This is a genomic window from Nocardia niwae NBRC 108934 = DSM 45340, from assembly GCF_001613465.1.
Classification (GTDB): Bacteria; Actinomycetota; Actinomycetes; order Mycobacteriales; family Mycobacteriaceae; genus Nocardia; species Nocardia niwae.
This window is the reverse complement of record NZ_BDCK01000043.1, coordinates 20,534-41,618: the sequence shown is the minus strand read 5'-3', so window position 1 is coordinate 41,618 and position 21,085 is coordinate 20,534. Positions and strand designations below refer to the sequence as shown.

Below are 21,085 nucleotides of genomic sequence, written 5' to 3'. Positions count from 1 at the left end.
CGCCGCGCACGCGCGGCCGGGCGAACTGGATTCACTGCGCGCCGTTTTCGTCATCGGCGAGGCGCTGGCGCCGGAAACGGCCGCCGCGTTCCGTCAGGTGTGCGACGCGGACCTGCACAACCTCTACGGCCCGACCGAGGCGGCGGTGTCCATCACCAACCGCGAGGTCACCGAGGTGGACGCACCGTACGTGCCGATCGGCGAACCGGAGTGGAATTCGCAGGTCTACGCGCTGGACGGCCGGTTGCGTCCCGCGCCGATCGGGGTGCCGGGCGAGCTGTACCTGGCCGGTGCGCAGCTGGCGCGCGGCTATCACGGCCGCGTCGACCTGACCGCCGACCGTTTCGTCGCCAACCCGTTCGGCGCGCCCGGCACCCGCATGTACCGCACCGGCGACCTGGTGCGCTGGAGCCGCGACGGCGAACTGGTCTATCTGGGCCGCACCGACTTCCAGGTGAAGTTCCGCGGTCAGCGCATCGAGCTCGCCGAGATCGAGGCGGCGCTGCTGGCGGCGCCCGAGGTGGGACAGGCCGCGGCGCGGCTGGTCACCGGACCGGCCGGTGAGTTCCTGGCGGGCTACGTGATCGCCGCGCCCGGCGCGACCGTCGATCCTGCCGTGGTGAAAGCAGCTGTCGCCCAGCGTCTTCCCGGCTACATGGTGCCCGCGGCGGTGGTCGTGGCGTCCGAATTCCCCCGCAACGCCAACGGCAAGCTCGACCGCACCGCCCTGCCGGTCCCCGAACTCACGGCCGAGCGCTACCGCCCGCCCGTGGACGCCGCGCAGCGGCTGGTGGCCGGGGTCTTCGCGGAGGTGCTGCGGGCGCGGCGGGTCGGGCTCGACGACGATTTCTTCGCCCTCGGCGGCAGTTCCCTCGACGCCACCCAGGTCACCGCCCGCACGGGCGAGGCCGCGGGGGTGCGCGTCCCGCTGCGCGCGCTGTTCGACGCGCCCACGGTGGAAGGCTTCGCCGCCGCCGTCGAGCGGCTCGGCGCGGGCGGGGCCGCGCGGCTTCCGCTGGTCCGCCGCGAGCGGCCCGAGCGGGTGCCGCTCTCGCCCGCGCAGCAGCGGCTGTGGTTCCTCAACCGCGTCGAGACCCAGGACGGCGCCGACAGCGTCTACAACCTGCCGCTCGTGCTGCGGTTGACCGGCCGACTCGACGTGACCGCGCTGGAGCGCGCTGTGCTCGACGTACTGGCCCGGCACGAGACCTTGCGCACCACCTACCCCGAAACCGACAGCGGCCCCTGCCAATCCGTGCTCGACGCCGCCGACATCGGGCTGAGCCTGCATCCGGTGCCGATCGACCGCTGCGCGCTGCAGGACGCCGTGGCCGGAATCGTCCGCGCGGGGTTCGACGTGACCGCCGAACTGCCGTGCCGGGTCGCGCTGCTGTCGGTGGACCGGGTGGACGAGGCGCGCGGCGTCACCGGCGACGAATACGTGCTGGTGTTCGTCGTGCACCACATCGCCGCCGACGCGCTTTCGATGGCGCCGCTGGTCACCGATCTGGTGCGCGCCTACCTCGCCCGCCTGACCGGTCGACGGCCGGATTGGGCGCCGCTTCCGGTGCGGTACGCCGACTACAGCCTGTGGCACCGGGACCTGCTCGGCGCGGAGGACGTCCCGGGTGACCTGGCTTGTCAGCAGCTGCGTTTCTGGCGCGCCGTGCTGGACGGCGCGCCCGCGCAGCTGCCGTTCCCGGCCGACCGGCCGAGGCCGGCCGTAGCGTCGCACGAAGGAGCGGCCGTCGATGTCGTGATCGAGCCGGAGGTGGCCGCGGGCCTGCGCGCGCTCGCCCGGCGCCACGGCGCGACGCTGTTCATGACGCTGCACGCGGCCTTCGCCGCCACCTTGGCCAGGATGAGCGGCAGCGCCGACATCGTGATCGGCTCGCCGGTCGGCGGACGCGGCGAGCGGGCGCTCGACGGCCTCGTCGGCATGTTCGTCAACACCCTCGCCCTGCGCACGCGCGTCGCCGCCGACGCCTCGTTCGAAGCGCTGCTGAGCGAGGTGCGCGACGCCGACCTGGCCGCGTTCGCCAACGCCGACCTGCCGTTCGAGCGGCTGGTGGACGCCATGGCGGTGGATCGCTCCGCCGGTGCGCATCCGCTGTTCCAGGTGATGTTCAGCTTCGAGACCGCGACGCCCGCCTTCGACGAGAAGGCCATGGAGGTGCCGTGGCTGTCGGTGCGTCCGGTCGAGATCCCCGACGACGGAGCGAAATTCGACCTGCACCTGGTGGTGTCGGAGCGGGCGGGATCGGCGGGATTGTCCGCGACACTGCGCTACGCCACCGACCTGTTCGACCCAGCGACGGCCGAGTCGTACGCCGACCGGTTGCGGCGGATACTCGCCGCCGCCGCGGTGGACGCCGGGACGCGGATCGGTGACATCGAGCTGCTGTCCGACGCCGAACGCGGGCGGATGCTGGGAGAATGGAACGCCACCGCGCACCCGGTGCCCGAATCGGACACGCTGGCCTCGCTGTTCGCCGCGCAAGTCGAACGCACGCCGGACGCGCCCGCGGTCACCTTCGAGGCGACGAGACCGTCGCATGCGTTGTCCGACCACCCAGTGACGCAGCCCCACGCGGTCACCGGCTGTTCCCCGGACGATCGCGACGCGGCGCCGGCTCAGCCGTCACCCGGCGATCCCTCGACGAGTCCCTCCGCGACACTGAGCTATTCGGAGTTCGCGGGCCGGGTCAACCGGCTGGCGCGGTGGCTCGTCAGCCGGGGCGTCGGCCCGGAAACGCTGGTGGCCCTGGGCATGCACCGGTCCGTCGACCTGGTGGTGGGCATGTACGCGATCGTCGCCGCGGGCGGCGCCTACCTGCCGCTCGACCCCGGCCACCCGGCCGAGCGCACCGCGCACATCCTCGCCACGGCCGCGCCGGTGTGCGTGCTGACGGCGGGCGCGGATCTGCACTGCGGCCTGCCCGAGACACGGATCGATCGGCTGGACCTGTCCGGCTACCCGGACACCCCGCTCACCGACGCCGACCGGCGCGCTCCGCTGCGCCCGGCGAACACCGCCTACGTGCTGTTCACCTCTGGCTCCACGGGCGTGCCCAAGGGCGTGGCGATGAGCCACCGCGGCATCGTGAACCGGCTGCGCTGGATGCAGTCCGAGCACGTCGCGCTCGGGTCCGGGGATGTCCTGCTGCAGAAGACGCCCGCCACCTTCGACGTGTCGATGCCGGAGTTCTTCTGGCCGCTGCAGGTCGGTGCGCGCATGGTGCTGGCGCGTCCGGACGGTCATCGGGACCCGGCGTACCTGGCCCGCCTGATCCGCGCCGAGGGCGTCACCGTGGCGCATTTCGTGCCCTCCATGCTGGCCGTCTTCGTGGCGGGCGAGTTCGAGGTGCCGTCGCTGCGCGAGGTCTTCTGCTCCGGTGAGGCGCTGCCCGTCGGAGTCGCCCACCGGATGCGCGAACTCACCGGCGCGCGGGTGCACAACGGCTACGGACCCACCGAGGCCGCGGTCGAGGTGACCTTCCATACGGTGTGCGACACCGACTTCGAGACGGTGCCGATGGGCAAGCCGATCTGGAACACCCGGACGTATGTGCTGGACGCGCGGCTGCGGCCGGTGCCGGAGGGCGTGCCGGGCGAGCTGTATCTCGCGGGCGCGCAGCTGGCGCGCGGCTATCTCGCCAGCCCCGGCCGCACCGCCGACCGGTTCGTCGCCGACCCGTTCGGCCCGCTCGGCGAACGGATGTACCGCACCGGCGATCTGGTGCGGTGGACCCGCGCCGGCGAGCTGGAGTTCCTGGGCCGCACCGACTTCCAGGTCAAGATCCGCGGCTTGCGCATCGAATTGGGCGAGATCGAGTCGGCGCTGCGCGCGCTGCCCCCCGTGACCCAGGCTGCCGTCCTGGTCCGCGACGATCGCGGCACGGGTGAGCAACTGGTCGCCTACCTGGTGGCGGACGCGCCGGTGGAGACCGAGACGGTCCGCGACGCGCTGGCCCAGCGGCTGCCCGGTTACATGGTGCCGCGGACGTTCGTGGTGCTGGACCGGTTCCCGGTGAACGCCTCTGGGAAACTGGACCGCTCCGCGCTGCCCGCGCCCGCGGTCGCGCCCGCGGTGTTCGAGGCTCCCGGCGGGCCCGCGGAGAAGCTGGTCGCCGAGACCTTCACCGCCCTGCTCGGGGTGACCGAGGTCGGCGCCGAAGACGACTTCTTCGCCCTCGGCGGCAACTCGCTCAGCGCCACCCAGCTCGCCGCGCGGCTGGGTGCGGCCACCGGCGCCGAGGTGGCGGTGCGCACGATCTTCGACGCGCCCACGGTGCGCGCGCTGGCGCGGCGGCTCACCGTCGACGGCCCGCCCGAGAGCGGCCCCGTCGCGCTGCCGCCGCTCACACCGCAGGAGCGCGGCGAGCCGATCCCCCTGTCGATCGCTCAGCAGCGCATGTGGTTCCTGAACCGGTTCGACACCACCAGCGGCGCGTACAACATCCCGTTCGCGCTGCGCCTCACCGGCGCGCTGAACGTGCCCGCCCTGGAGGCGGCGATCGCCGACGTGATCGCCCGGCACGAGACCCTGCGCACGATCTATCCCGAGCACGACGGTGGCGCGACCCAGTGGGTGCTGCCCGCCGGGACGAAACTGGTCGAACTGGTCGCACGGCCGGTGCCCGCGACGCAGGTGCCGGAACTGGTCGCCGCCGCCGCGCGCGCCGGGTTCGACGTGACCGCCGAGGTGCCGCTGCGCGTTCGTCTGCTGCGCGTCGAGGACGACGAGCCGACCGCGCCGCAGGTGCACATCCTGTTGTTCGTCGTCCACCACATCGCCGCCGACGGTTGGTCTTTCGCACCGCTGACCCGGGACCTGGCCAACGCTTACGTCGCGCGGTGCGCGGGGATGGCGCCCGCGCCGGGCGCACTGCCGGTGCAGTACGCCGACTTCGCGATCTGGCAGCGCGCCGCGCTCGGCTCCGCCGACGACCCGGCCTCGGCGCTGTCGCGTCAGCTGACCTACTGGACCGATCGGCTGGCCGGGCTACCCGAGGTGCTGACCCTCCCGTCCGACCGGCCTCGCCCGGCGGTGGCCACCAACCGCGGCGCGGCGCTGACCGGCCGCTTGGACGCAGCACTGCACGAGCAGATCCGTGATCTCGCCGCCGCGCACCGGGCGACGCCGTTCATGGTGCTGCACACCGCACTCGCCATTCTGCTGAGCCGCTACGGCGCGGGACGGGACGTGGTGATCGGCGCACCGGTCGCCGGGCGCGGCGAGGAAGCGCTCGACGAATTGGTCGGCATGTTCGTCAACACGCTGGTGCTGCGCACCGAGGTTCGCCCGGACGCGACCCTGGCCGAACTGCTGGCCTGCGTGCGCGCCGCGGACCTGGCCGCCTTCGATCACGCCGCGGTGCCGTTCGAGCAGTTGGTCGAGGCGCTGAACCCGGTGCGCTCGCAGGCGCACGCTCCGCTGTACCAGGTCGCGCTGACCCTGCAGAACCAGGCCGCGCCGGAGTTCCGGCTGCACCGCCTGGCCATCGCCGCGCTCGAGGTTGACGCGGCGCCGATCCAGCTCGACCTGGACTGGACGCTGACCGACCGCTACACCGCCGACGGCGCGCCGGACGGCATCGACGTGCATTTGCACTATGCGCTCGACCTGTTCGACGAGCCGACCGCGGCCGGGTTCCTGGCCGCCTTCGAACGTGTGCTGCGCGCCATGGTGCGCGACGCCCGCACACCGGTGGCCACGGTCGAGCTGATGTCGTTGGCCGAACGCGGCCTGCTGCTGTCGGACCGCAACGCCACCGCGCACGCGCTGCCCGCCGAGACGCTGGACGATCTGCTCACCGCCCGCGCCGCGGCCACTCCCGACCGCGTCGGCGTGCGCTACGAGGACACGGCGGTGACCTACGCCGAGTTCGCCTCCCGGGTGAACCGGCTGGCCCGCAAGCTGATCCACGCGGGCGTGGGCCCGGAGGACATCGTCGGGCTGGCCGCGGCACGCTCGATCGACATGCTGGTGGCGATGTACGCGATCGTGCGTGCGGGCGCGGCGTATCTGCCGATGGATCCGGCGCACCCGGCCGAACGCCTGGCCCAGGTCTTCGCGGATGCCGCGCCCCGGTTGCTGCTGACCGCGGGCGGCGCGCCACTGCTCGTCCCGGACGGTGTGCCGGTGTTCGACCTCGCCGAACTCGACCTCGACGGCATCGCCGACGGACCGGTCACCGATGCCGAGCGCCGCGCCGCGCTGCGGCCGGACAACACCGCTTACGTACTGTTCACCTCGGGCTCCACCGGGCGGCCGAAGGGCGTGGCCGTCAGCCACCGCGCGATCATGAATCAATTGCGGTGGCTGGAATTCCGCTATCAGGTCACCGCGGCCGACCGCATCCTGCAACGCGCGCCGCTGACCTTCGACGTGTCGGTGTGGGAGTGCTTCCTGCCGATCGCCGTCGGCGCGCCCCTGGTGATCGCCCGTCCCGGCGGGCACTTGGATTTGGCCTACTTCGCGGATCTGCTGCGCGAGCATCGGATCACCATCGCCGAGTACGTGCCCTCGGTGCTGGCCGCGTTGATCGGCGAGGGCATGGGCGACGCGCTGCGATCGTTCCGGCACCTGCACTGCGGCGGCGAGGCGCTCACCCCCGATCTGCTCGACGCGCTGCGCGGCAGCTTCGACGGCGCGGTGCACAACGCCTACGGCCCGACCGAGGCGGCGATCTCGGCGATCTACCACGAGTTCACCGACGCCGACGCCGAATCCGGGCGGGACGTGGCCATCGGCCGCCCGTGCTGGAACACCAGGGCCTACGTGCTGGACGGCCGGCTGCGGCCGGTGCCGATCGGCGTCACGGGGGAGCTGTATCTCGCGGGTGATCAGCTGGCGCGGGGCTATCACGCCCGCCCTGGGCTGACCGCCGAGCGATTCGTCGCCGACCCGTTCGGTGTGCCCGGCCGCTCGATGTACCGGACCGGTGACCTGGTGCGCTGGAACCGTGACGGCGATCTTGTGTATTTGGGCCGCAACGATTTCCAGGTCAAGCTGCGTGGTCAGCGGATCGAGCTGGGCGAGATCGAGGCCGTACTGACCGCCGCGACCGGCGTGACGAACGCGGCGGTGCTCGTGGCCCGCGACCACGCGGGCCAGGAGTGCCTGGTCGGCTACGTCACGGGAGCGGGCCCGACGCCCGAGGCGGTGCTCGGCGAAGCGCGTGCCCAGCTGCCCGCCTACATGGTGCCCGCGCACGTCGTCGTACTCGACGAGATGCCGCTGACCACCGTGGGCAAGCTCGATCGCGCGGCGTTGCCCGCCGTCGCGCTCACGGCTGCGGCCGCGCGGTTCCGCGCGCCGCGCGAGGGGACGGAGGCGGTGCTCGCGACGCTGATCGCCGACCTGACCGGGTCGGCGCGAATCGGCGCGGACGACGACTTCTTCGCCCGCGGCGGCAATTCGCTGCTGGCCATGCGGTTGGTCGCCCGGGTCAACGCCGCCTTCGGCTGCGCGCTGTCGGTGCGTGAGGTGTTCGAGGCGCCGACCGTGGCCGGGCTCGCACAGCGGGTCGCCCGGTCGGAGCGACCCGGCGCCGCACCGCCCGCGCTCGCCCCCGCGTCGCGTCCGGCGCGAATCCCGTTGTCGCTGGCACAAACTCGGATGTGGCTGCTGCACCGGCTCGATCCGGACTCGGCGGTGTACCACATTCCGATCACCATTCGGCTCACCGGCGCACTGGACGCGGCGGCGTTGCGGGCGGCAGTGCGCGACGTGATCGATCGGCACGAATCGCTGCGCACCGTCTTCCCGGCGGATGCCGACGGCCCCACCCAGGTGGTGCTGGCCGAGACGGACGTGCCCGAGCTGTCGCTGCACCCCATCGAGGTGCCCGAGCCGGAACTGCGGGCCGCGGTGCTGGCCGCGACCGCGGAGAGCTTCGAGCTCGGCACCCGGATTCCGGTACGGGCGAGCCTGTTCCGCGTGGCGCCGGAAGACCACGTGCTCGCCGTGGTGGTCCACCACATCGCCGCCGACGGCGTCTCGACCGCGCCGCTGGCTCGCGACCTGATGACGGCCTACACCGCGCGCTGCGCCGGGCAGGCGCCGTCGTGGCGGCCGCTGCCCGTGCAGTACGCGGACTTCACCCTCTGGCAGCACGCGACGCTGGGCTCCGCGGACGATCCGGACTCGCCGCTGTCACACCAGATCGCCTACTGGCGGGCCGAACTCGACGGACTCGCGCCGGTGCTGGAACTGCCCGCCGACCGTCCCCGCCCCGCGGTGGCGTCCGGACGCGGAGCCACCGTCGAGTTCGCGGTTCCCGCCGACCTCACCGGCGCTATCGCCGATCTCGCCCGGCGGCGCGGCGTCTCGACGTTCATGGTGTTGCACGCCGCCTACGCCGCGCTGCTGGCCCGGCTCGCCGGAGTGGACGATGTGGCCATCGGCACTCCGGTCGCGGGCCGCGGCGAGCAAGCGCTGGACGAGTCGGTCGGCATGTTCGTCAACACCCTCGTGCTGCGCACGCCGATCGCGCCGGACGCGTCCTTCGCCGACCTGCTCGGTCGCGTGCGCGAGGTCGACGTGCGCGCCTTCTCGCACGCCGACCTGCCCTTCGAGCGCCTGGTCGAGGAACTGAACCCGGTCCGCTCGCGGGCCCATTCGCCGATCGTGCAGACGCTGCTCACCTTCGAGCAGCACGACGACACCGTGCTGCGCCTGCCCGATCTCACCGTGTCGGCCTACCCGCTGGACAACGGCGTCGCCCAGTTCGATCTGGCCGTGGAACTGACCGAACAGCGCGCCGACACCGGTTACGCGCTGCGCGGCGTGCTGCGGTACGCCACCGACCTGTTCGAGCGGGCCACCGTCGAGACGCTCGGCGCTCGGTTCGTGCGTGTGCTGCGGGCCGCGGTCGCCGACCCGTCGGCGCGCGTCGGGGACCTCGAACTCCTCGACGACGCGGAGCGGGCGCTGATGCTCGACCGATGGAACGACACCGCCGTCCCCGTCGACCCGGCGGCCACGCTGATCTCGCTGTTCGAGGCGCAGGTGGCCAGGACCCCGGACGCGCCCGCGATCACCGTCGAGGGGCGCACCCTCTCGTATGCCGAGTTCGCCGGACGGGCGCGGCGGCTGGCGCGCTGGCTGGCCGGGCAGGGCGTCGGCCCCGACGCGCCGGTCGCGCTCGGCATGCGGCGGTCGCTGGACCTGGTGATCGGCGTGTACGCGGTCGTCCTCGCGGGCGGCGCGTACGTCCCGCTCGATCCCGACCATCCGGCCGAGCGGCTGGAGTACGTCCTGTCGACGGCCCGGCCGGTGTGTGTGCTCACCTCGGGGTGCGACCTGGACGCGGGCGCGGCGCGGCAGGTCCGGGTCGACCGGCTCGAACTGGCCGGCTACGCCGCCACTCCGCTGACCGCGCTGGACCGGCTCGGTTCCCCGACCCCCGGCCACACCGCGTATGTGATCTTCACCTCTGGCTCGACCGGTCGCCCCAAGGGCGTGGCCGTCACGCATGCGGCGATTGTGAATCGCCTCACCTGGATGCAGTCGGCATATCCGCTGGCCACGGACGACGTGGTGCTGCAGAAGACCCCGGCGACCTTCGATGTTTCCGTCTGGGAGTTTTTCTGGCCGTTGGCTTTCGGCGCGCGCCTGGTGGTCGCACGTCCGGATGGGCATCGCGACCCGCGGTATCTGGCCCGGCTGATCGCCGCGCAACGCGTCACGACGGTGCACTTCGTACCCGCCATGCTGGGCGTTTTCTTGGCCGAGTCGCACCCAGGTGAGTGCATTACGCTGCGCAACGTCTTCGCATCGGGCGAGGCATTGCCCGCGGTTACCGCGCAGCGGGCGCGAGAGGTGATCGGAGCGCGGGTGCACAACCTGTACGGCCCTACCGAGGCCGCCGTCGACGTCACCTATCACGAGGTGACCGACCAGGACCTGGTGTCCGTGCCGATCGGCAGGCCGGTGGCCAACACCCGCCTGCTGGTGCTGGACGCCCGGATGCGGCCGGTGCCCGTCGGCGTGCCGGGCGAGCTGTACCTGGCGGGCGTGCAACTGGCCCAGGGGTACGTCGCGCGCCCTGAGCTGACCGCGGACCGGTTCGTCGCCAACCCCTTCGGGCCCGCCGGGGCGCGCATGTACCGCACCGGCGACCTCGTGACCTGGCGGTCCGACGGTGAGCTGGAGTATCTGGGCCGCACGGACTTCCAGGTGAAGCTGCGCGGTCTGCGCATCGAACCGGGCGAGATCGAGGCGGCGCTGCTGGCGCTGGACGCGGTCGCGCAGGCGGTGGTGCTGGTCCGCTCGGACGAGCGATCGGGCGGTCAGCTCGTCGCCTATCTGATCCCGGCGAGCCGCCATGCGATCGACCTCGACGGCTTGCGCGCCGCGCTGAGCGCCGAACTGCCCTCGTACCTGGTGCCCACCGCGTTCGTCCTGCTCGAGCGGTTCCCGGTCAACGCATCGGGCAAGCTGGATCGCGCCGCGCTGCCCGCGCCGCAGTTCGTGGCCGCCGGCTACCGGGCTCCCGCCACCCGCACCGAGGCGACCGTCGCGCGGATCGTCGCGGCGCTGCTCGGCCTCGAGCGCGTCGGTGCCGACGACGACTTCTTCGCCCTCGGCGGCAACTCGCTGCTCGCGACTCAGGTCGCGGCCCGGCTCGGCGCCGAACTGGACGCCGAGATCCCGGTGCGCCTGCTGTTCGAGGCGCCGACCGTGGCCGCGCTGGCCGCGCGGGCCGAGCGGCTCGCGGGCACCGGCGGCAAGCCCGCGCTCGCGCCGCGGCCGCGTCCGGAGCGCATCCCGCTCTCACCGGCCCAGCAGCGCATGTGGTTCCTGCACCGCTTCGATCCCGCCCAGACCGTGCACAACATCGCGGTGGTGGTCCGCCTCACCGGCTATCTGGACCCGGACACCCTCGCCGCCGCCATCGGCGACGTGGTCGGCAGGCACGAGACCCTGCGCACGGTGTATCCCGATCATGAGGGCATCGGCTATCAGCGCGTTCTCGACGACAGCCACGTCATGGCGATCCAGACACTGGACAATGCGGGCGCGCTGCGCGAGTTCGTCGCCGCGCCGTTCGATCTGACCGCCGAGGTGCCGCTGCGCATCGGCCTGGTGACCCGGTCCGATCGCGATCACCTGCTGGCCCTTGTGGTGCACCACATCGCGGCCGACGGCTTCTCCATGGGTCCGCTCGCTCGCGACCTCGCCGCCGCCTACGCGGCCCGCGCGACCCGCACCGCACCGGTCTGGACCGAACTCGACCTGCAGTACGCCGATTACGCGCTCTGGCAGCGCGAGGTGCTCGGCGCCGAGCACGACCCGGATTCGGCGGCCGCGCGACAGCTGGCGTACTGGCGCGAGACGCTGCGCGCGCTGCCCGCCCAGCTGGACCTGCCCGCCGACCGGCCGCGCCCCGCCATCGCCTCACACGCCGCCGCGAGCACCACCATGACGCTGCCCGCGGGGGTCACCGATGGCATCGCCGCCGTGGCCGCGCGCTACGAGGCCACCCCCTTCATGGTGCTGCACGCCGCGCTGGCCACCCTGCTGGCCAGGCTGTCCGGTACGGCCGACATCGCGATCGGCGCGCCCGTCGCCGGCCGCGGGGACGCGGCGCTGGACGACCTGGTCGGCATGTTCGTCAATACCCTGGTGCTGCGCGCGCGGGTCCCCGGCTCCGACACCTTCGCCGCCGTGCTGCGCCGGGTGCGCGAGCACGACCTGGACGCCTTCGCTCATGCCGACGTGCCGTTCGAACGCCTGGTCGAGGTGCTCGACCCTCCGCGCTCCCAGGCCCGCCACCCCCTGTTCCAGATCGCGCTGTTCTTCCAGAACCTCGCGCCGGTCACCCTGGACATGGCCGGTGTCACCGTGGCGGAGCACGAACTCGACTACGAGACCACGCCGTTCGACCTCCAGCTCACCGTCACCGACGACGAACTGCGCTGGACCTACGCCACCGACCTGTTCGACGCCGCCACCGTCGAGACCTTCGGCGCCCGCTTCGCCCGGCTGCTCGCCGCGGTCACCGCCGATCCGGAACACGTTGTCGGCGACATCGATCTGTTCGACGCGGGCGAACTGCATCGCGTGGTCAGCGAATGGAACGATTCCGCGCACACCGCCCTGGCCGACGAACTGCTGCTCGACGAATTCGAGGCGCAAGCCGCCGCGACGCCCGCCGACCCGGCGCTGGTGTTCGTGCCCGACAGCGCGACGCCCCCGGTCACCGTGACCTACGGCGACCTGGACCGGCGCGCCAACCGGCTGGCCCGCCACCTGATCGCGGCGGGCGTCGGCCCGGAAGCGCTGGTGGCGCTGGCGATCCGGCGCTCACCGGAGCTGGTCGTCGCGATGTACGCGGTGCTCAAGGCGGGCGGCGCGTACGTGCCGATCGACCCGGACCACCCCGCCCGGCGCATCGCGCACATCCTCGACACCGCACAGCCCGTGGCCGTGCTCACCACCACGGCCGATCGAATCGACGCCGGTGATTCCGCGGCCACCGTGCTGGTGGACGCCGTCGCGCTGGACGCCTACGCCGACGACCCGATCGCGGCCGACGAGCGTCGCGCGCCGATCCACCCGGACAGCCCCGCCTACGTGATCTTCACCAGCGGCTCCACCGGAAAACCCAAGGGCGTCAGCGTGTCGCACGCCGCGATCGTCAACCAGATGACCTGGATGCAGTCGCGCTACGGCCTGACCGCCGAGGACGTGTACCTGCAGAAGACCGCCACCACGTTCGACGTGTCGCTGTGGGGCTACTTCCTGCCGCTGCGGGTCGGCGCCACGCTCGTGCTGGCCGCGCCGGACGGGCACCGCGACCCGGGCTACCTCACCCAGGTGATCGCCGAACGAAAAGTCACCGTCACCGATTTCGTGCCGTCGATGCTGAGCGTCTTCGCCGGGCACGTCGCGGCCGCGGGACGCGGCGCCGCGCTCGAGTCGCTGCACACTGTGTTCGTCATCGGGGAGGCGCTGCCCGCCGAGACCGTGCGCGCATTCGGCGCGGTCAGCGGCGCGCGGGTGCACAACCTGTACGGCCCGACCGAAGCGGCGGTGAGCATCACCCACCGCGACGTCACCGGCGAGCGCGAGCGCACCTTGCTGCCGATCGGCAACCCGGCCTGGAACAGCCGGGTCTACGTGCTGGATTCGCGGCTGCGCCCGACCCTGCCCGGCGTCGCGGGCGAGCTGTACCTCGCGGGTGCGCAGCTAGCGCGCGGCTACCACGGCAGGCCGGACCTCACCGCGGATCGTTTCGTGGCCAACCCGTTCGGCGCGCCGGGCCGCCGGATGTACCGCACCGGCGACCTCGTGCGCTGGGACACCGGCGGCGGCGCGGCCGAGCTGGTCTATCTGGGCCGCACCGACTTCCAGGTGAAATTCCGCGGCCAGCGCGTCGAACTCGGTGAGCTCGAGGCCGCGCTCGCGGCCGCGCCCGGGGTGGCGCAGGCGGCGGCCCGGGTGGTCACCACCGTCACCGGTGACGACCATCTGGTCGGCTACGTCACCGCCGAGCCGGGCGCTGCGCTGTCGGACACCGAGGTGCTGCGCGCCGCCGCGGCCGCGCTGCCGTCGTACATGCTCCCCGCGGCGCTGGTCACGCTGGAGGCCTTCCCGCTCAACGCCTCCGGCAAGCTGGACCGGCAAGCTCTGCCGGAACCGGTTTTCGGCCGCGTCGCCTACCGCGCCCCGGTCACCCCCGCCGAACGCGTGGTGGCCGACGCCTTCGCGGTCGTGCTGGGCACCGCGCCGATCGGCCTCGACGACCACTTCTTCGCGCTGGGCGGCAACTCGCTCAGCGCCACCCGGGTACTGGCCCGGATCGGCGATCGGCTCGGCCGCCGTGTGCCGGTGCGTCTGCTGTTCGAGGCGCCGACGGTGCGTGGCCTCGCCGAACTGCTCGCGGCGGACGCCGCCACGACCGAGCAGGCGGTGCCGCTGGTAGCCGGGCCACGGCCGGAACGGATTCCGCTGGCGCCGGTCCAGCGCGGCATGTGGTTCCTCAACCGGCTCGACCCGGCTTCTCCCGCCCACAACATCCCGGTCGCGGTGCGCGTGGCGGGCGAGCTGGACGCCGACGCTCTGGCCGCCGCGTTCGCCGATGTCGTCGCGCGGCACGAGAGCTTGCGCACGATGTATCCCGCCGACGCGACCGGCGCGGGCCACCAGGTGATCCTGCCCGCGGACAGCGCCGTGCCCTTGCCGGTCGAAGCGCTCGACGGTCGCGCCGCCGATGACCGGATCGCCGAATTCCTCGCCGCCGGTTTCGATGTCACCGTCGAGATCCCGGTGCGCGCGGCGCTGCTGCGCGAGCACGCGACCAGTCACGTGCTGGTCGCGGTGGCGCACCACATCGCGGCCGACGGCTACTCGATGGGACCGCTGCTGCGCGACCTGATGACGGCCTACCTCGCCCGCGTCCTCGGCGTCGAGCCGGTCTGGCCCGCTCTGGCCGCCCAGTACGCCGACTACGCCCTCTGGCAGGACGCCGAGCTGGAGACGACCGCCGCGCAACAGCTTTCGTACTGGTCGCAGACGCTGCGGGAGCTGCCGGGCGAACTCGAGCTGCCTACCGACCGTCCACGTCCCGCCGTCGCGAGCAAGCGCGGCGCGAAGGTGCGGGCCAGGATCGGCGGGAAGGTCGCCGCGCGGATCCGCGAGCTGGCGCTGCGACACGACGCGACGCCGTTCATGGTGGTGCACGCCGCTCTCGCCGTCCTGCTGGCCCGGCTGTCGGGCTCCGACGACATCCCGATCGGCACGCCGGTGGCCGGACGCGGCGCGGCCGCCCTGGACGACCTGGTCGGCATGTTCGTCAACACCGTGGTGCTGCGCACCCGCCCGGATCAGGACGGTTCCTTCGCCGACCTGCTGGCGCAGACCAAGGCCGTCGACCTCGCGGCGTTCGGACACGCGAGCGTGCCGTTCGACCGGGTGGTCGACGAACTCGGCGTCCCGCGTTCCCAGGCGCGGCATCCGCTGTTCACCGTGGCGCTGAGCTACCTCGACGCCGCCGAGGACGCCTTCACCGTGCCGGGCCTCGAGCTCACGGCCGTCGAATTCGACGAACCGGTGGCCCGATTCGACCTGCAATTCACCGTGTCCGCCGAGCCGGACGCCGACGGGCATCTCGCGGTCGAACTGGACTACGCCACCGACCTGTTCGACGGCGCCACCGCACGCGCTCTGCTGCGCCGCTTCGGCAGGCTGCTCGGCGCGCTCACGGCGGCGCCGGACGCGCCCATCGCCACGGTCGACCTGCTCGCGCCCGCCGAACGCGCCGACCTGCTCGGCCGCGACGGTGACGCACCGGTGCCGCCGCGCACGCTGGCCGAACTGACGGCCGCCGCGGTCGCGTTCGATCCCGGCGCCGTCGCGCTGATCGCGAGCGAGCGGCAGTTGACCTACCGGATGCTGGACGAGCAGTCGTCGCGGTTGGCGCGCATGCTCATCGGGCACGGTCTCGGCGCCGAGGACGTGGTGGCCGTCGCGGTGCCGCGCTCGATCAGCTCGGTGCTCGCGGTGTGGGCGGTGGCCAAGACCGGCGCCGCGTTCGTCCCGGTCGATCCGACCTATCCCGCCGATCGGATCGCGCACATGCTGACCGATTCCGCTGCGGCGCTGGGCCTGACGATCGCCACCTGCCGCGCCGCGCTGCCCGGCGCCGTCGACTGGCTCGTGCTGGACGCGCCGTCCACCGCCGCGCGGATGCGCCGCAACAGCGGAGCCCCGATCGACGCGGCCGAGCTGATCCGTCCGGTGCGGGTCGAGAACCCGGCCTGGATGATCTACACCTCCGGCTCCACCGGCACGCCCAAGGGCGTGGTCGCCACGCACGGCGGACTGGCCGGCGTCGCGCTCGCGCAGCGGGACCGGTACGAGGTCACCGCCGACGCACGCGTCCTGCACGTGGCCTCGCCCAGCTTCGACGCGTCCATGCTCGAACTGCTGCTGGCCTTGTCCGCCGGGGCGGCACTGGTGATCGCACCCCCGGGCGTCTACGGCGGCGCGGAGCTCACCGCGCTCATCCGCGACCAGCGGGTGACCCACGCGTTCCTCACCCCCGCCGTGCTGCCCACGCTCGACCCGGCCGAGCTGAGCTGTCTGCGACAGCTCACCGTCGGCGGCGAGTCCTACGGCCCGGACACGGTGCGGCGCTGGGCGCCCGGCCGGTCGTTCCACAACACCTACGGCCCGACCGAGACCACCGTCATCGCGACCATCAGCGCGGCGTTGCGGCCCGGCGATCCGCTCGATCTGGGCACGCCGATCCACGGCATGTCCGCGGTGGTGCTGGACGGCAGGCTGCGGCCCGTACCGGTCGTCGTCACCGGTGAGCTGTATCTGCGCGGGTCCGGTCTGGCCCGGGGATACCACGCGCGGCCGGGCCTTTCGGCGTCCAGGTTCGTCGCCGATCCCTACGGCCCCCCGGGAGAGCGGCTGTACCGGACCGGTGATCTGGTGCGGTGGACCGCCTCGGGCTCGCTGCGCTATGTGGGGCGCTCGGACCACCAGGTGAAGGTTCGCGGCCTGCGCATCGAACTCGGTGAGATCGACGCGGTGCTCGCCGCGCACGAGACGGTGCGCACGGCCGTCACCGTCGGTCACACCGACGCCTCGGGCGCGGTTTCGCTGGTCGCCTACGTGGTCGCGGCGGCAGGCCGGACGATCGACACCGCGGGCCTGTCGGCTCATGCCGCTCGCGCGCTCCCCGCGTACATGGTGCCGAGCAGCGTGCTGGTGCTCGACGAGCTGCCGTTGACCCCGGTCGGCAAGCTGGACCGTAATGCGTTGCCACGGCCCGAGTTCCGCGCCGCGCCGTTCCGCGCCCCCCGCACCGAGGCCGAGCGGACGGTGGCGCGAACGATCGCGGATGTGCTCGGACTCGACGGCGACGTCGGCTTGGACGACGACTTCTTCGCGCGCGGCGGCAACTCGCTGACCGCGACCCAGCTGGCCGCGCGGCTCGCCGACCGGCTGTCGGTCGCCGTCGGCGTCCGCGTGGTGTTCGAGCACTCGACGGTCGCCGCGCTGGCCCGCGCACTGGACGACGCCTCCGGTGCGGCCGCGCGTCCCCCGCTCACCCGGCGCGCGCTGACCGGTCCGGTGCCGCTCTCGCTCGCACAGCAGCGCATGTGGTTCCTCAACCGCCTCGATCGGCAGTCCACCGCCTACAACATCCCGCTGGCGGTCCGCCTGACCGGCGCACTGGACGTGGCGGCCCTGAACGCCGCGATCGGGGACGTCGTCGCCCGCCACGACGTGCTGCGCACCGTCTACCCGCTGCACGAGTCCGGCCCGGTGCAGGTGGTGTTGCCCGTCGCGGACAGCACTCCCGTGCTCGCGCCCGTCGCCGTCGCGGCCGACGATCTCGGCGCGGCGGTGGCCGACTTCGTCGGCGGCGGTTTCGACGTCACCGAGACCGTCCCGGTGCGCGCCCGGCTGTTCGCCCCCGTCGACGGCGAGGCGGCGGCAGGAACCGAACATGTACTCGTGGTGGTCGTGCACCACATCGCGGCCGACGGTTCGTCGCTGGCGCCGCTGGCGCGCGATGTCATGACCGCCTACGCCGCCCGCAAGCGCGGCCACGCGCCGGCCTGGCCGCCGCTTCCCGTGCAGTACACCGATTTCAGCGTGTGGCAGCGCGAACTGCTCGGCTCGGAGGACGACCCGGCCTCGCTGCTGGCGCGCCAGATCCGGTTCTGGACCGGGACTCTGGCCGAGCTGCCCGCGCAGCTGAGCCTGCCCGCCGATCGCCCGCGACCCGCCGTCGTCGCCACCCGTGGCAGGCACGTCGATTTCGCGATCTCCCCGGACGTGCACGCGCGGCTGACCGAACTCGGCCGGGCATCCGGAGCGACGGTGTTCATGGTGCTGCACGCGGCGTTCGCCGTCCTGCTCGCCCGCCTGTCGGGGACGCCGGACATCGCGGTGGGCACCCCCGTGGCCGGGCGCGGAGCCGCCGAGCTCGACGAGGTCGTCGGCATGTTCGTCAACACCCTGGTCCTGCGCGCCCAGGTCGACGCGGGCGAGGGCTTCGACGACCTGCTCGCCCGCGTCCGCGTCGCCGACGTCTCGGCCTTCGCGCACGCCGACGTGCCGTTCGAGCGCCTGGTCGAGGTACTCAACCCGGAGCGCTCCACCGCCCGACACCCGCTGTTCCAGGTCGGCTTCTCCTTCCACAACCAAGCGGAGGCCGACTTCTCGCTGGACGGCTTGACCGCCACCGCCGCGGATTTCGACTCCGAGGTCGCCCAGTTCGACTTGCACCTGATCGTCACCGACCGCTACGACCCCGACGGAACCCCGGCGGGCATGGCGGCCTCGATCACCTACGCCACCGCCTTGTTCGACGAGTCCACGGTGGCCGGGTTCGCCACTCGCCTGCAACGGCTGCTGAACGCGGTGTGCGCGGACCCGCGGCTGCCGGTCGGCGATCTGGCGCTGCTGGACCCGGCCGAGACCGAGCGCGTGCTGGTCACCTGGAACCACGCCGAGCGCGCCTTCGCCCCGGCCACACTCGTCGCCGCGTTCGAAGCGCAGGTCGCCCGGACGCCGGAGGCGATCGCCGTCGTCGACGACGCGGCGACGGTCACCTACCGGGAGTTCGGCGCGCGGGTCAACCGCCTGGCCCGGGTGCTCATCGCACGCGGCATCGGACCGGAAAAGCTGGTGGCGCTGGCCATTCCGCGCAGCGTCGACCTGCTCGTCGCGATGTACGCGGTGGTGACCGCCGGGGGCGCGTATGTGCCGCTGGACCCGGCGCATCCGCTGGAACGCACCGCGAGCGTGCTCGCCGCCGCCGAACCGCATCTCGTGCTCACCTCGGCGCGGGAGCCGATGCTGCCTCCGGCGGCGTCGGAACACAGTGTGGTGCTGGATATCTCGGCCGTCGACGACGCCGTTGCCGATGGGCCGGTGCGCGACGACGAGCGGATCGCCGCGCTGTCGCCCGCGAACACCGCGTACGTCATCTTCACCTCCGGTTCCACCGGCGTACCGAAAGGTGTCGCGGTGCCGCACGCGGCGGTCGCGCACCAGCTGGACTGGATGCAGTCGGAATACGCGCTCGACCCCGACGACGCCACGCTGGTGCTGACCTCCGCCGCCTTCGACCTGTCGGTGTGGGAGTACTGGTGGGCTCCGCGCACCGGAGCCCGGCTGGTGCTCGCGCCGCCCGACGCGCACCGCGACCCCGCGGGCCTGCTCGACCTGGTGCGGCGCGCGTCGGTGACGACGCTGACGCTGGTGCCCTCGCTGCTGGCGATGCTGGCCGAAGCGTCCGGCGAACGCCGCTTGCCGCGTTCGCTGTGCCGGTTGCTGGTCATCGGCGAGGCATTGCCCGCCGCGTCGGTGCGGCGCGTGCGGACGCTCACCGCGGCCAGGATCGACAACCTCTACGGACCTACCGAGACCACGGTGTCGGTCACCCGGTTCCGCACCGCTGCGGGCACCAGGCAAGCGCTGACACCCCTCGGCACACCCGAATCCGGCAACCGGGTCTACGTGCTCGACGACCGGCTGCACCCGGTGCCCGCCGGGGTGACCGGTGAGCTGTATCTCGGCGGCGCGCAACTCGCGCGCGGCTACCACGGCCGCCCCGAGCTCACCGCCGAGCGCTTCGTGGCCGACCCGTTCGGATCCGCGGGTGCCCGCCTGTACCGCACCGGCGACATGGTGCGCTGGGCCGCCGACGGCGACCTGGAGTACGTCGAGCGGCGCGACTTCCAGGTCAAGATCCGCGGTTACCGCATCGAACCGGCCGAGATCGAGCACGCCCTGCGCTCGCGGCCCGAGATCGGTGCGGCGGTCGTGCTCGCCTACGCCACCGACAGCGCGAACGCCGTGCTGGCCGGGTACTTCACCGCCACCGAGCGGGTCGACCCGAGTGCGTTGCGCGCCGCGCTGGCCGATGTTCTGCCGAGCTACATGGTGCCCTCGGTGCTGCGGCAACTGGAGACGTTGCCGCTGACCGCGAACGGCAAGGTCGACCGCGCGGCGCTGCCTCGGCCGGAGCCGCACGCCCGGGAATTCCGCGCCCCCGGCACCGACTTGGAACGTGTCGTGTGCGCGGACTTCGCCGAGGTGCTCGCCGCCGAGCGGGTTGGCCTGGACGACAACTTCTTCGAACGCGGCGGCAACTCGCTGCTGGCCACCCGCCTGGCCGCCCGCCTGAGCGCGGCGCTCGGCGAACAGATCCCGGTGCTGTGGCTGTTCGCCGCGCCCACGCCGGCCCGCATGATCGCCCAGCTCGAGCAGCACCGCTCCGGTCGCGGCCGGGTCGACGCGGCCGCCGCGTTCGACGTCGTCCTTCCGCTGCGCACCGGCGGCGCCAGGGAGCCGCTGTTCTGTCTCCATCCCGCAGGCGGCGTCGCGTGGTCGTTCGCGGGGCTCGCCGCGCATCTGGACCCGGAACGGGACGTGTACGGCATCCAGTCGCCGGTGCTGAATTCGGCGGCGTCCCTTCCGGAGTCCATCGACGACTGGGCGAGCCGCTACGTGCGCGAGATCCGCGCCGTGCAGCCCGAGGGCCCATATCACCTGCTCGGCTGGTCGCTCGGCGGCGTACTCGCGCACGCCGTCGCCGTGCAGCTGCAGGAGCGGGGCCAGCGGGTCGCGGTCCTGGCCATGATGGACAGCTCGCTGCGCGTCGCCGCGGACGAGGCCGCGACGCTGCCGGTCGCCGATCTGCTCGGCGGGCTGCTCGGTGAAGCGGCCGACGCCGAGGACGCCGAACTGGACCTGCCGCGGCTCGCGCGCCGGATCGCGGAACTGCCCGAGCCGTTCGCCTCCTTCGGCGCCGACCGCCTCGACCGGGCGCTCGGCGCGGGCGCCGGGTCACTGGAGCTGATCCGGCGCTACCGCCCCCGCCCGTACAAGGGCAACCTCGTCTACTTCACCGCCGCGCTGGACGATCCGACCGGCGCCACGGGCGCCGCGAGCTGGGCGGACGCCGTGGACGGCACGGTGCACAACCACGCGGTGCACGCCACGCACTGGCGGATGACCTCCGAGTCCGCGCTGGCCCGGATCGGCTACGTCCTCACCGCGGCATTGGCCGACACCGACCGCCCCTGGACCCCCAGCACCTGA

Annotated in this window: 1 protein-coding gene (only partly in view); it reads left to right on the top strand. The window is 73.0% G+C overall.

The features are described 5' to 3' along the window. Window positions 1-21,085, top strand: the 3' portion of a protein-coding gene (locus NNI01S_RS27640) for a non-ribosomal peptide synthetase (protein WP_063023453.1). 4,244 nt of this gene lie to the left of the window's left edge; the window shows 21,085 of its 25,329 coding nt (coding positions 4,245-25,329); its start codon lies beyond the left edge, outside the window; the stop codon is at window positions 21,083-21,085.